The sequence below is a fragment of the Nonomuraea sp. CX421 genome (genome assembly GCF_059358955.1).
The window spans coordinates 116,418-128,779 of record NZ_JCADBK010000024.1 but is presented as its reverse complement, the minus strand read 5'-3'; the positions used below and the strand labels follow the sequence as shown (position 1 = coordinate 128,779).

11 protein-coding genes are annotated in these 12,362 nt (G+C 72.8%); 5 read left to right on the top strand and 6 right to left on the bottom strand.

All coding sequences use genetic code 11. The features are described from left to right. The first annotated feature begins 57 nt into the window (after positions 1–57). Together AC5L3X_RS31825 and AC5L3X_RS31820 are read left to right on the top strand one after the other, a co-directional pair. On the top strand, positions 58–2,142 hold the full coding sequence (locus AC5L3X_RS31825; RefSeq protein ID WP_494861934.1) for a sensor histidine kinase: 2,085 nt from the start codon (positions 58–60) through the stop codon (positions 2,140–2,142). Continuing rightward, the gene (locus tag AC5L3X_RS31820) at positions 2,139–2,804 is read left to right on the top strand and encodes a response regulator (protein WP_189127830.1); all 666 of its coding nucleotides are present in this window, start codon (positions 2,139–2,141) and stop codon (positions 2,802–2,804) included. Before AC5L3X_RS31825 ends, AC5L3X_RS31820 begins: the two co-directional genes overlap by 4 nt. Before the next feature lie 38 nt (positions 2,805–2,842). Here the strand turns inward: AC5L3X_RS31820 and AC5L3X_RS31815 are convergent, their stop codons facing one another. The 6 genes from AC5L3X_RS31815 to AC5L3X_RS31790 all read right to left on the bottom strand — a co-directional run bounded on the left by AC5L3X_RS31815 (position 2,843) and on the right by AC5L3X_RS31790 (position 9,449). Beyond that, positions 2,843–3,121 (bottom strand): hypothetical protein, encoded by a 279-nt coding sequence (locus AC5L3X_RS31815; protein ID WP_189127851.1) that lies wholly within the window; start codon positions 3,119–3,121, stop codon positions 2,843–2,845. A gap of 123 nt (positions 3,122–3,244) precedes the next feature. Then, positions 3,245–4,504: an NAD(P)/FAD-dependent oxidoreductase gene (locus AC5L3X_RS31810; RefSeq protein ID WP_494861932.1), complete on the bottom strand. Its 1,260-nt coding sequence runs from the start codon at positions 4,502–4,504 to the stop codon at positions 3,245–3,247. Between the two features lie 72 nt (positions 4,505–4,576). Then, positions 4,577–5,824, bottom strand: a complete 1,248-nt coding sequence (locus AC5L3X_RS31805; protein ID WP_494861930.1) for an NAD(P)/FAD-dependent oxidoreductase — start codon at positions 5,822–5,824, stop codon at positions 4,577–4,579. Between the two features lie 3 nt (positions 5,825–5,827). Continuing rightward, the gene (locus AC5L3X_RS31800; RefSeq protein ID WP_494861928.1) at positions 5,828–7,210 is read right to left on the bottom strand and encodes an NAD(P)/FAD-dependent oxidoreductase; all 1,383 of its coding nucleotides are present in this window, start codon (positions 7,208–7,210) and stop codon (positions 5,828–5,830) included. Continuing rightward, the gene (locus tag AC5L3X_RS31795) at positions 7,207–8,667 is read right to left on the bottom strand and encodes an FGGY family carbohydrate kinase (RefSeq protein ID WP_494861926.1); all 1,461 of its coding nucleotides are present in this window, start codon (positions 8,665–8,667) and stop codon (positions 7,207–7,209) included. Before AC5L3X_RS31795 ends, AC5L3X_RS31800 begins: the two co-directional genes overlap by 4 nt. Beyond that, the gene (locus AC5L3X_RS31790; RefSeq protein WP_494861924.1) at positions 8,664–9,449 is read right to left on the bottom strand and encodes a DeoR/GlpR family DNA-binding transcription regulator; all 786 of its coding nucleotides are present in this window, start codon (positions 9,447–9,449) and stop codon (positions 8,664–8,666) included. Before AC5L3X_RS31790 ends, AC5L3X_RS31795 begins: the two co-directional genes overlap by 4 nt. A gap of 430 nt (positions 9,450–9,879) precedes the next feature. Here AC5L3X_RS31790 and AC5L3X_RS31785 point away from each other — a divergent pair, with 430 nt between their 5' ends. From AC5L3X_RS31785 to AC5L3X_RS31775, 3 genes are read left to right on the top strand one after another with little or no spacing between them, the layout of a single operon-like run. Beyond that, positions 9,880–10,842, top strand: coding sequence for an ABC transporter substrate-binding protein (locus tag AC5L3X_RS31785; RefSeq protein WP_494861923.1), 963 nt, complete (start codon positions 9,880–9,882; stop codon positions 10,840–10,842). Beyond that, positions 10,839–11,588: an amino acid ABC transporter permease gene (locus AC5L3X_RS31780; RefSeq protein ID WP_189127823.1), complete on the top strand. Its 750-nt coding sequence runs from the start codon at positions 10,839–10,841 to the stop codon at positions 11,586–11,588. Before AC5L3X_RS31785 ends, AC5L3X_RS31780 begins: the two co-directional genes overlap by 4 nt. Then, positions 11,585–12,355 carry an amino acid ABC transporter ATP-binding protein gene (locus AC5L3X_RS31775; RefSeq protein ID WP_189127822.1) on the top strand — a complete coding sequence of 257 codons (771 nt, stop codon included), beginning with the start codon at positions 11,585–11,587 and terminating at the stop codon, positions 12,353–12,355. The genes AC5L3X_RS31780 and AC5L3X_RS31775 overlap by 4 nt, the downstream gene beginning before the upstream one ends. Positions 12,356–12,362 lie beyond the last annotated feature (7 nt).

Sequence of the window (12,362 nt, the reverse complement as noted above, 5' to 3'; positions counted from 1 at the left end):
CTACGTAGCCCGCGAGCTCTATCGACTCATCACATCAAACGATCAAGAACACGTCGCTTGACATCCATAGGAGCATCCCCGGATCTCGCCGCCACCGTCCGGTGGCACACCCGTGGCGCGCATCTGGCCGGGATGGCCTCGGCGCTGCTGCTCGCCGTTCTGGTGGCGAGGTTCGCGGTGATGCTGCCGGATTGGGGGCGGCAGGGGCTGTCGCCGCCCGGTCCGGCCCGGGTGACGGCCGAGGTGACCCGGCTGGTGGTGGGGCTGCCGGTGTGCGTGGTCGCGGTGTTGCTGCTGGCCGACCGCTACGCGTTCCGCAGGGGCCGGCTGGTGCTGGCCGCCGGAGGGGCGTGGATCGTGCTGCCCGCCGTGTCCGACGTGCTCGCCCACCTGCGGAGCCTCGCGGCTCCGGTGGCCGCCGCCGCGATCCTGCTGGGCGCCGCCGGGGCCGTCTGCCAGCCGCTGACCGTGCTGCTGTTCCCGTTGTGCCTGCTGCCCGGCCCGGCCTCGCGCCGCTGGCGGCTGACCGTGGTGCTGGTGGCTGTCACCGCCAGCGTCCAGTACGCCGTGATCTGGACTCTGGGCACCCCCGGCCTGCCCGGATTCGCCAGCCCGTGGCTGGAAACGGCGGCGGGTGACTGGGCCGCGGACCTGCTGCACGACAGCCACGCCCTCCTCGACTGGGTGACTCTGGCCGTGACCGTGGCGATGACGGCCGATCTGGCGCGCGGCGCGTGGCGGGCACCGCCGGGGGAGGGACGCGGGGTCCGAGCGCTGATCGCGACGGCGTACCCGCTCTATGTCTGCCTGCTGCTGTCCGACCTGTGGGGAGAGACCTGGACGATCGTGGCACGGGCGGCCGGTATCACGCTCTGGGGTGCCATGATCTGCCTGGCGGCCTCCCGGGGGGGCATCTGGCGGCTGGAGCGCGTCACCAGCCATCGCATGGCCCGCGCGTTCGTGCTGGCCGTGCTGGTCATCGCCGCGACGTGCGCCGCGACGGGAGCGTGGGCGGCCTTTCCCGCCGCGCGCACCGCGGCCGTCGTGATCGCCGCCTGCTGCGCGGCGGTGGCCGGCTGGGTCGCCCGGCCGGTCGTACGGCACGCCGTCCTGGCGATCGAGCGGGCCTTCTACGGCCCGCGCGCCCGCCCGCACGAGGCCGTCCGCGCGCTGGCGGTACGCCTCCAGCAGGCCCCCCATCCCGGTTCCGTGCCCGAGCAGATCTGCCGCAGCGTCGTGGAGGATCTGGGCCTGTCCGGGGCGCGGATCGGCGTCGAGACCCGCGCGGGCCCGCGCGTGCTGGCCGCCGCCGGCTCCCCGGTGAGCGGGCCCCGGCAGGTCTTCCCGCTGCGCCACCACGGGCAGGTTGTGGGCCGCCTGGAGGTGGCCCGCGACGGCGCGAGCACGCCGGCCGAGCGCGACGCCGAGCTTCTGTCGCTGCTGGCCGACCAGGCCAGCCCGGCGCTGGCCGCGCTGCGGCTGGCCGAGGACGCGCGGGCGGCCCGCGAGCGCCTGGTGCTGGCCCGGGAGGAGGAGCGCAGGCGGCTGCGCCGCGAGATCCACGACGGCCTCGGGCCCCAGCTCGCCGCGGTCCGGCTCCGGCTGGGCGTCGCGCAGGCGTGCGGCCCGCCGGCCGCCGACGCCCACCTGCGCGAGGCCGTCGAGGTCCTCGGCGAGGCGCTGGCCGAGGTGCGCCGCATCACGGCCGGGCTGACCCCGGCCGCCCTGGTGGACCGGGGGCTGCTGGACGCGACCCGGATCTTGGCGCACCGCCTCACCACCGACGCCGTACGCGTCACGGTGACCGATCCGGCCACCCCGCTGCCCGTCCTGCCTCCGGCGGTGGAGACGGCCGCCTACCGCATCACCGCCGAGGCCGTGACCAACTCCGTACGCCATGCCGGGGCGCGGGGCGTCGAGGTGACCTTCACCGCGTGCCCCGGCGCGCTCGTCGTCACCGTCATCGACGACGGCACCGGCTTCGGCGCGGACACGGTGCCCGGCACCGGCCTGTCGTCGATCGCCGAACGCGCCGAGGAGATCGGCGGCGCGGCCACGATCGACACCGCCCCCGGCGGCACCACCGTGACCGCCACCCTTCCCACCACCCTCGGATCCCACGACCCTCGGAGATTCCCATGAGCGAGAACGGGCCACGCGTCTGGCGGGTGCTGCTGGTCGACGACCATCCCCTGTTCAGGGAGGGGCTGGCCGCGGCGGTCGGCCTGGACGCCGAGTTCACCGTGGTGGCGCAGGCGGCCACCGGCCAGGAGGCCCTGGCCGAGACCGCCCGCGCCGCCCCCGACCTGGTCGTCATGGACCTCAACCTGCCGGGGCAGTCGGGCATCGAGGCCACGCGTGACCTGCTGCGGGCCTATCCCGGCCTCCGCGTGCTGGTCATGACGATGTCCGAGGACGATGACAACCTGCTGGCGGCGATCCGCGCCGGGGCCCGCGGCTACCTCCTCAAGGGCGCGGTACGTGAGGAGATCCTGCTGGCCCTGCGTACGGTCTGCCGAGGTGGCGCGGTGTTCAGCCCGCACATGGCCGAACGTCTGACCCGGCTGTTCGCCGCCTTCTCGGGCGCCCCGGCCAAGGAGGCGTTCCCGACCCTGACCGGCCGGGAGCGCGAGATCCTCGACCTGCTGGCCCAGGGGCTGGGCTACCGGCAGATCGCCCAGCGGTTGTTCGTCACGGACAAGACCGTGCGCAACCACGTCGGCTCGATCTTCGCGAAACTGCGGGTGCCCGACCGGGCGGCGGCGATCGTCCGGGCCCGTGACGCGGGGCTGGGCTCGGGATGACCGGAGGGAGAGATCCCGAGCCCCCCGTCATCCGGCCGTCAGCGATCGGTCCACAGGTTCCACATCCAGCTCCCCTCCGCACACTGGTACTGCGACCAGTGCCCGCGGTCGATCCCCTGCTGACCGGCCGTGATGCAGTCGCTGTGGAACCAGAACTTGCCCCGGTGCACGGGCAGGTCGGCGGGCGCCGCGACCGACACCACCGTGCCCGGCTGCCGGGCCCCGGTGGTCTGCGTGGCGGTGGTCTGCGCGGCGGCGGTCTGGGCGAAGCCGGCCAGGGCGATCAGGAACCCTGCGGCGGCGAGCATGCGCTTCATGAGCGTTTCCCCTTCTCGGGTCTGCGAGCCGGTTATCCCGGCTCTTCGAACACCCGAAGCCTCGCCCGCCCGGTGTCCCGGGCACATGGGGCACCTGCCACGTCCCCGCCCAGCTGACGGGTGTCAGAAGCGGGCCGCGCCGAAGGGAGCCAGGACGTCGGGGCGGCGGCCGCTCACTATGAAATCCGTCAGGGCGGCGCCGGAGACCATGCACAGGCCGACGCCGAGCATGCCGTGGCCGGAGTTGACATAGGCGTTGGACAGGTGGGGGAGGTGGTCGATGACGGGGAGGCCGTCGGGAGTCATCGGCCGCAGCCCGGCCCAGAGGTCGGGCAGCCGGTCCAGCGACTCGTCCGCGGGCAGGTGCCGCAGGTAGCGGCGGGCGACGCGGATCATGCCCCGGATCATCCGCGGGTTGATCCGCAACGTCTCGTCGGCCAGCTCCATGCCGCCCAGCACCCGGTAACCACCCTTGAGCGGGGTCACCCCGACCTTGGTGTGCGACAGGTAGAGCGGGTGGGAGGGGGAGTGGTCGGACGGTACGAAGAAGCTGTATCCCTTGCCGCCCCGGATCGGCAGCCGCGCGCCGAGCCAGCCGGCGATCAGGCGGGTGTCCAGCCCGGCGGCGACGACCAGCGCGTCGGCCCTGACCTGCCCGCCCGTGGTCTCGACGGCGGTGACCCGGCCGCCGGAGGCGCGCACCCCGGTCACCCGGGTGTCGGCGAGCAGGCGTACGCCCTGCTTGACCAGGTACTCGGCCAGCGTGTCGCAGAACGCGCCCGGGTCGACGTGCCGCTCCTCGGGCAGGTTGAACCCGGAGCGCACGCCGTCGGACAGCTCCGGCTCCAGCTCGTGGATCTCCTCGGCGCCCATGATCCGGTCGGGCACGGCGTAGCCGGCGGCGCGCATCGGGGCCAGCCCGGCAAGCTGGTGGCGGGCTTCGGCCTCGGTCAGGCAGGCGCGCAGGTTGCCCTGACGCGGCACCTCGACCGGCACGCCGAGGTCGGCCAGCTCGTCGAAGCCGTCGAACATCTCCCGCGACAGCGCGCCCAGCCGGGCCGAGCCGCTCTCGAAGGCGGACCGGGTGCAGTGGCGGGCGAACCGCAGCAGCCACGGGATCATGCTCGGCGCGGCGTGCGGCCGGACCGCCACGGCGGAGTCACGCTGGAACGTCTCGACGATGCCCATCCTCGGCATGCCCGGTCCGGGCGTCGGGATGCTCAGCACCGGGCTGAGCCAGCCGCCGTTGCCCCACGAGGTCGACCGGCCGGGCCGGCCGGACTCGATGACCGTGACGTCGAGGTCGGCTTTGCGCAGGTAGTAGGCGGTGGCCAGGCCGACCGCGCCACCGCCGATGACGGTGACCGACGAGAGAGCGCTCATACCGCGACGCCAGCCTTACTGATCATTGTCATGTCCCATACATAGAGGTGTGTACGACAGGTCGTGACGGGGTCATCCGGCCAGCGAGAGCCGTACCGGCCCGGCACCGGGCTCCGCCCGCGCGAGCAGCGACCAGGGGACCCGGAACACCCGGCCGGGAGAGGCCGGCCACGGGAGCCGACGCCGGGCGAGAGGGCGTCCGGCCTGGTGCACCCGTACGACGGGGGAGCGGACCAGGGTGTCGGTCCACAGCAGCAGCCGGCCCCGGGAGGGGGGCGGGTCGCCGCGGCGGACCACCGACGGGGCCACCCAGCGCAGCGGGGCGTCGACCTCGATGTCGTAGGCGACCTCGCCCGGTTGCTCGTCGGCCAGCCAGCGGTGGACGGCGGCGGCCACGTGCTTGCCGTCCAGGGCGGCGATGTCGGCGGTGTCGACGGGGTGGATCAGGTTGCCGGCGGCGAAGACCCCCGGGCGGCTGGTGCGCAGCGCGGTGTCCACGACCGGGCCGCGGCTGCGCGGGTCGAGACGCAGCCCGGTGCCCCGGGCGAGCTCGTGGTCGGGGATCCAGTCGCCGGTCAGCACCACGGTGTCGCACTCGACCCGGCGCCGCCGCCCGGTGCCGACCTGTTCGACGACCACGGCGCTCACCCGGCCGGCGCCGCCCTCGACGGAGACCAGCCGGGTGCCGGTGGCCACGGGCACCTTGAGCAGCGCCCGGCCCGGCAGGTGGAAGGCGGCGTAGGACTCGGGGACCGGCTGCGACGTGGTCATCAGCACCGTGCGGCAGCCCGCCTCGCGCAGGGTCAGCACCGCCGACCAGCTCACCAGCTCGGCCCCGACGATGACCGCCCGCTTGCCGGGCCGCCCGTGATGAAGGTGGACCAGGTTCTGCAGGTGCCCGGTGGTGTAGACCCCGGCGCCCCGGTCGCCGGTGATCAGCCGGGCCGGCCTGGGGCGTTCGCGGGCGCCGGTGGCCAGCACGAGCGCGCGGGGCTCGACGCGCACCAGCCCGGACGGGGTGGTCACCTCCAGCTCACGGCCGTCGGACACCTGGGTGACCGTGGCCTCGGTGAGGATGCGCGCCCCGGCTCGCTCGGCGCGGCGGTGCAGCAGCCGGGCGTATCCCGGCCCGCTCATCACCCGGCGCAGGTCGCGCAGGCCGTAGCCGGTGTGGTCGCTGTGCCGGGGGATGCCGCCCGGCACGCGTTCGCGCTCCAGCACCAGGATCTCGCCGTCGACCAGGCCGGCCAGCTCGGCGGCGGCGGTCAGCCCGGCGGGCCCCGCGCCGACGACGGCCACCGCGGGCCTCATCGTCTCCATGCCTCAGTCCCCCGTTCCGGTGGCCTCGCCGAACAACCGGCCGACTTCGGCGCCGCAGAAGAACCCCTGGCAGCGGCCCAGCGTCGCGCGGGTGCGGCGGCGCAGTCCGTTGAGGTCGCGCGGCGGAATCGGCGCGGCGAACGCGTCGCGCACCTCGCCCCTCGTCACCTTCTCGCAGAAGCAGACGATCCGTCCGTACTCGGCGTCCGCCCTGATCAGCTCGTCGTTCTGGTACGGCCGGGTGAACGCCTCGCCGAGCACCGGCACCCGCACCGGCGGCGGCAGGTCGGAGCGCGGCTTGAGCGGCAGCCCGGCCGCGTCGAGCAGGTCACGCAGGTGCTCGGCGATGCTCATGCTCGCGGTCAGCCCGGTGGAGCGGATCCCGCCGAGGCACGCGTAGCGCTGCCCGGCGTCCACGTCGACGACGTAGTCGCCGTGCTCGGTGGCGGCGCGGAGCCCGGCGTAGGAGGTGGTGATCTCTTCCTCCAGGAGTGACGGCATGATCCGGCGGCCCTTGTCCAGCAGCGACGCGAGGCCGGCCTCGGAGGTGGAGGTGTCGGTGCGGTCCGGCAGGTCCTCGGAGGTGGGGCCGAGCATCACGTTGCCGAACACGGTCGGGCTGATCAGCACTCCCTTGCCGCGTGAGGTCGGCACCGGCAGCACGATCTTCGGCGCCAGCGGCCTGGCGGCCGTGTCGAACACGATCAGCTCGCCGCGCCGGGCCGTCACGGTGAACCGCCGGTGGCCGAAGAGGGCGTCGATGACGTCCGCGCCGAGCCCGGCCGCGTTGACCACCCAGCGCGCCGTGACGTCGCCCCGCGAGGTGCGCAGCGTGGTCAGCTCCGGCCCGGCCTCCACGGACTCGACCCGGGTGCCCAGCCGCAGGTCGATGCCCCGGGCCAGCGCGTCGTAGGCGAAGGCGAGCGTGGTGGACCACGGATCGATGATCGACTCGCCGGGCACGGTCATCCCGCCGAGCGCCCCTGGTCCGAGGGCGGGGACGGTCTCGTAGACGGTGTCCCGGCCGACGAGTTCGGCGGCGTGGTAGCCGTTGGCGACGGCCTTGTCCCGCAGCCCCGGCAGCGCGGCGAGCTGGTCGTCGTCCCAGGCGACCAGGACGGCCCCGGTCGGCTCGACCGAGATGCCCATCTCGCCGGTGTACCTCGACAGCAGCGCGTAGCCGCGCGGCACCAGCCGGGACTCCAGCGTGCCGGGGGTGGCGTCGAAGCCGGTGTGCAGGATCGCGGTGTTCGCCTTGCTGGTGGCGTCGCCCACGTCGTCACGGGCCTCGACCAGCACCACGTCCAGCTCGAACGCGGCCAGCTCGCGGGCCACGGCGCAGCCGACCACCCCGGCCCCGATGATCGCGACATCATGGATCTTCACGGGTTGTCCTTTCGGGCCGCAGCGGAACGAGCGGCCTGCTCCCAGCGCGCCATCGCCTCGGCGGCCCTCCGCTCGGTCCAGATCGGTTCGAAGGACCTGGCGGGCGACCAGACGTCGATCGCGGCCGGTAGCGACAGCTCCTCGTCGAGCGCCAGCCGGGCGAGAGCCGCCGTGCCGAGCGCGGTGGCGTGCGGAGACGGGTAGACGTCCACCGGAACCTGCAGCAGGTCGGCCTGGGCCTGCATCAGGGCGCGCGAGCGGGTCAGCCCGCCGTCCACCCGCAGCCGGGTCAGCGGCACGCCGATGTCGGCGCTCATCGCCTGGGCCAGGGTGGCGACCTGCGCCGCCAGGCCCTCGACCACGGCGCGGATCAGCCGGCCCGGCGTGGTGGCCAGGCCGAGACCGGTGAACGAGCCGCACGGCTCAGGGTTCCACCACGGCTGCGCCAGCCCGGCCAGGCCGGGCACGAAGCAGGCCCCGCCGGAGTCGCCGGCCGCCTCGGCGTCGAGCGCGTCCGGCGCGGACAGCAGGCCCAGGTCGACCAGCCACCGTACGGCCGAGCCGGCGGTGTAGACCTGGCCGTCCAGGCAGTAGCCGGTGGATCTCCGCAGCGACCAGGCGAGCGACGAGGTGAGCCCGTGCGCGGACCGCACCGCCCGCTCGCCCGTGGCGCCGAGCAGGAAGGCGCCCGTGCCGTACGTGCACTTCACCAGGCCGGGGTCGAGGCACCGTTCGGCGACCAGCGCGGCCTGCTGGTCCACGACCAGCCCGGCGACCGGAACCTCCGCGCCGGACCTCGACGCTCCGGACCTCGACGCGAACATCGACGTGCCGCCCACCACCTCGTCGCAGCGCACCACCCGGGGCAGCGCCTCGTCGTCGAGCCCGAACAGGGCCAGCAGGTCGGGATCCCAGGCGACCTCGTCGAGGTCCAGCAGCAGCGACCGGCTCGCGGTCGTCGCGTCGGTGACGAACGCGCCGGTGAGCTGGTGAACCAGCCACGAGTCGGTGGTGGTGACGACGCCCTGGCGGGTGGCGTGCCGGCGCAGCCAGGCCATCTTTGGGGCCGAGAAGTAGGGGTCGAGCATGAGCCCGGTGCGCCGCCGGACGAAATCGGCGTGCTCGCCCAGGTCGGCACAGACGTCCTGGGCGCGGCCGTCCTGCCAGACCAGCACGGTCGACAGCGGGCGGCCCGTCATCGGATCCCAGGCGAGCACCGACTCTCCCTGGTTGGCCAGGGAGACGGCGGCCAGCGGCGGGTCTCCGGCTTCGCGCAGCGCGCGGGTCCCGGCCTGCCGTACGGATGCGAGCAGGTCGAGCGGGTCCACCTCGACGCGCCCGCCGTCCAGGTAGGCGGGCCGCACCGGGACCTCCACCACCGACAGCGTGCGCTCACCGTCGTGCACCAGCGCCTTCGTGCCCGAGGTGCCCTGGTCGACGGCCAGAATCGCGGTCATGGCCGGGCGGACAGGTCGTTGCTGGTCACCACGTGACAGCCGGCGTTCCGCAGCGCCTCGGTCAGCGCCGCGTCGGTCATCGTGCCGGCGATCAACCCGGTGAAACCGTCGAGGTCGCAGACCCGGAACGCGGCGACCCGGCCGTGTTTGGTGGAGTCGGCCAGCACGTACGAGCGGGCCGAGGCGGCGAGCACGGCGCGCTTGGTCGCCACCTCGTCCACGTGGAAGTCGGTCAGGCCGGCGTCGGCGCTCACCCCGCCGGAGCCGAGGAAGGCGATGTCGGGCCGCAGGTCCTGGAAGAAGGCGAGGGTCATCGCGTTGGACAGCGCGAGGTCGCCGGCGCGGACCCGGCCGCCCGAGACCAGCACCTCGATCCTGGCCCGTCCGGCGAGCTCGGAGGCGACCAGGAGCGAGCAGGTGACGACGGTGCCGTGGTAGTCGTTCGGCAGTGACCGGGCGACCTCCAGGGCGGTGGTGCCGACGTCGATCATCACCGTCATCCCGGGGCGCACCAGCGAGGCCGCGCTGCGGCCGATGGCCACCTTCTCCTCGGTGGCCAGGGTCGCGCGGTCGAGGAAGGACGCCTCCTCGCCGGCTATCGGCGCGCGCAGGGTCGCCCCGCCGTGCACGCGCACCAGCACGCCCTGCCGTTCCAGCGCGGAGAGGTCTCGCCGGACCGTCTCGTCCGAGACGCCGAGCGAGCGGGCCAGCTCTTCCGTGCGGGCGTGTCCGGTGGGGGCCAGGAGGGTGAGGATCCGGTCGTGGCGTTCCGCCGCTAGCACCCGGACCACCTCCGCGTCGGGCGGAGGAATCTTTGACCGATCATGACCGATATTGTGGGTTCTGCGGTGTGTTGCTGTCAATGCGGGCGGACTCGAAGCTCCTTGGCTCCTTGTGTCCACGCTGGTCACATGGCTTCTTTCTCCGATTTACCAACGGTTTGCGGCCTCTTGTGACGCTGGTCACGTTGACAAAGTTCCCACGGATTCCTACGTTACCCACATGTTCACGGGCAGAATCCCTCGAATTACCACAACAAGATCGGGCTGAAACGGGCTTGATCAGCCACGTGAACATCGTGATCGCCCCGCCCCCAGGAACAAGCCGGCGGTCCACGTATGCCTACGACCACCACGCCCCGCGAACGGTGGTGGACGGTGCCCCGCACCTGAGGCAGCTGGTTCCGTTGACAAAGGACACGAGGTACCGAAAATGACGCGCACCCCGAACGCCGCGAGATCCCGCCGACTCGTCGCGGCCGCGTGCCTGACGCTCGCCACCACATGGGGACTCGCCGCCTGCGGCTCCGACTCCGACGCCGGCTCGGGCACCGCCGCCGCCGCCGAGGACCTCGGAGTGAACAAGCCCGGCCAGGTGTCGGTCGGCTTCATGAACGGACTGATGCCGTACGTCGGCCTGGAGAAGGGCGCCCTGACCGGCGTCGAGGGCGACCTGTTCACGCTCGCCGCCAAGGATCTCGGCCTTGAGGTGCAGGCGCAGGGCATGGAGTTCTCGGCCATGATCGCCGGTGTCCAGGCAGGCCGCTACGACATCGGCATCGGCGGCATCTCCTGGACCAAGGACCGCTCCCAGGTGGGCGCCATGAGCGACCCCGTCTACTACAGTCCCGCCCTGATGCTGACCCGCCCCGGGGTCAAGGCCACGTCGGTCGCCGAGCTCAAGGGCCTCAACGTCGGCGCCGTCACCGGATCGATCAACGACGAGGCGGTCCGCGCCACCCCGGGCGTCAAGGCCCGCACCTATCCCGCCTGGGCCCAGGCCATCTCCGACCTGGCCGCGGGCCGGCTGGACGCGATCAACATCGACCCGCTGACCGCCGTCTACCTGCGCGACACCCGTCCGGACCTGAAGAACCTGGAGGTCCAGACGATGACGCCGCCCACCGACGAGGAGGTGGCGGCCAACCCCGGCCTGCAGGGCTTCCGGCCGTACCAGGTGGTCTGGTACTGCTCGAAGAAGGCCGAGAAGCTGTGCGCCAAGCTGGACGGGGTCACCAACGGCTGGTTCTCCTCGAAGACCTCCAGTGACGTGCTCACGAAGTGGGGCGTCAACGCCACCGACTTCCTGACCGCCACCCCGGAGATGACCACGATCCGCAAGGGCGTCGACCGGCCCGACACGTGGACGGCGCCCACCGCCGGAGCCGGCCAGTGAGCTTGCTCTCCGTCGACTGGGGCGGTTACGTCCCCGTCCTGGTCGACGGGCTGGTCAAGTCGATCGAGCTGACCGCGATCGGGTTCGTCGGCGCCTGCCTGGTCGGGTTCGTCGTGGCGGTGCTGCGGATGTCGCAGAACCGCGTGATCAACGCGGCCGGCTACCTCTACACCGAGCTGTTCAAGAACCTGCCGATCATCACCGGCATCTTCATCATCTACTTCGGCCTGACCGGCATCGGGCTCGTCCTGGACGCCTTCACCGCCGGCTGGCTCGCCCTGTCGCTGTTCTACGGCGCCTACCTGGCGGAGATCTTCCGCGGCGGACTGCAGGGCGTCTCGCGGGGTCAGACCGAGGCGGCTCGCGCCCTCGGCCTGACCCCGGCCCGGGTGCTGCTGACGGTGCAGCTGCCGCAGGCCGTACGGCTGGCGCTGCCGGCCACCGCCACCATGCTGGTGGACCTGCTGAAGGGGACCGCGCTGCTGGTCACCATCGGCGGCGGCGAGCTGATGACCCAGGCGACGATCATCACGTCGGAGACCTTCCAGCCGCTGGAGGTCTACATCGTGATCGGCCTGATCTACGTGGCGATGAGCTGGCCGCTGGCCCGGCTGGCCGGCTACCTCGAATCCCACCTGCGTGAGGGCACGGCGATGTCGCCGACCAACCGCAAGCTGCGCAGGATCACCAGGGCGAGGCTCGCCCAGGCCGCCACCGCGACCACAGGGGGGAAGGTCGGCCGATGAACGAACCGACGATCCAGATCAGAGACCTGCACAAGTCGTTCGGCGACCTGGAGGTGCTGCGCGGCGTCGACCTCGACGTCCAGCCGGGCGAGGTCGTCGCCGTGCTGGGCCGCAGCGGCAGCGGCAAGAGCACCATGCTGCGCTGCGTGAACCTCCTGGAGACCCCCACCAGCGGCACCATCACCGTGGGCGGGATGACCGCGTTCGCCGACCGCAAGGCGGCGAAGGGCCGTGACCTGGTCGCGCTGCGCCGCAAGGTCGGCATGCTGTTCCAGGGACTGAACGTGTTCCCGCACCTCTCGGTGGTGGAGAACGTCGCCCTGCCCATGGTGCGGAGCCTGCGCACCGGCCACGAGGAGGCGGTGGACACCGCGATCCGGCTGCTGGGCAAGGTCGGCCTGATGGACAAGGCCCTGGCGATGCCCGGCCAGTTGTCCGGCGGCCAGTTGCAGCGGGTCGCGCTGGCCCGCGCGCTCGCGATGAACCCGCTGGCCCTGCTGTTCGACGAGCCGACCTCGGCCCTCGACCCCGAGTCCACCATGGACGTGCTCAACGTCATGAAGGACCTCAGCGCCGAGGGCATGACGATGATCATCGTCACGCACGAGGTGAAGTTCGCCCTCGACGTGGCCGACACCATCCTGATGATCGCCGACGGCAAGGTCATCGAGCGGGGCACCCCGGCACAGATCGCCGAGAACCCGCAGGAGCAGCTGACCAGGAAGTTCCTGGCCGAACACACGAAATTCGAAGGCAGCGCCGCCTGACCTGCAA

Coding starts and splice junctions, on each gene's coding strand:
- AC5L3X_RS31820 (WP_189127830.1), top strand. CDS start 2,139: ATGAGCGAGAACGGGCCACGCGTCTGGCGGGTGCTGCTGGTCGACGAC.
- AC5L3X_RS31815 (WP_189127851.1), bottom strand. CDS start 3,121: ATGAAGCGCATGCTCGCCGCCGCAGGGTTCCTGATCGCCCTGGCCGGC.
- AC5L3X_RS31810 (WP_494861932.1), bottom strand. CDS start 4,504: ATGAGCGCTCTCTCGTCGGTCACCGTCATCGGCGGTGGCGCGGTCGGC.
- AC5L3X_RS31805 (WP_494861930.1), bottom strand. CDS start 5,824: ATGGAGACGATGAGGCCCGCGGTGGCCGTCGTCGGCGCGGGGCCCGCC.
- AC5L3X_RS31795 (WP_494861926.1), bottom strand. CDS start 8,667: ATGACCGCGATTCTGGCCGTCGACCAGGGCACCTCGGGCACGAAGGCG.
- AC5L3X_RS31785 (WP_494861923.1), top strand. CDS start 9,880: ATGACGCGCACCCCGAACGCCGCGAGATCCCGCCGACTCGTCGCGGCC.
- AC5L3X_RS31775 (WP_189127822.1), top strand. CDS start 11,585: ATGAACGAACCGACGATCCAGATCAGAGACCTGCACAAGTCGTTCGGC.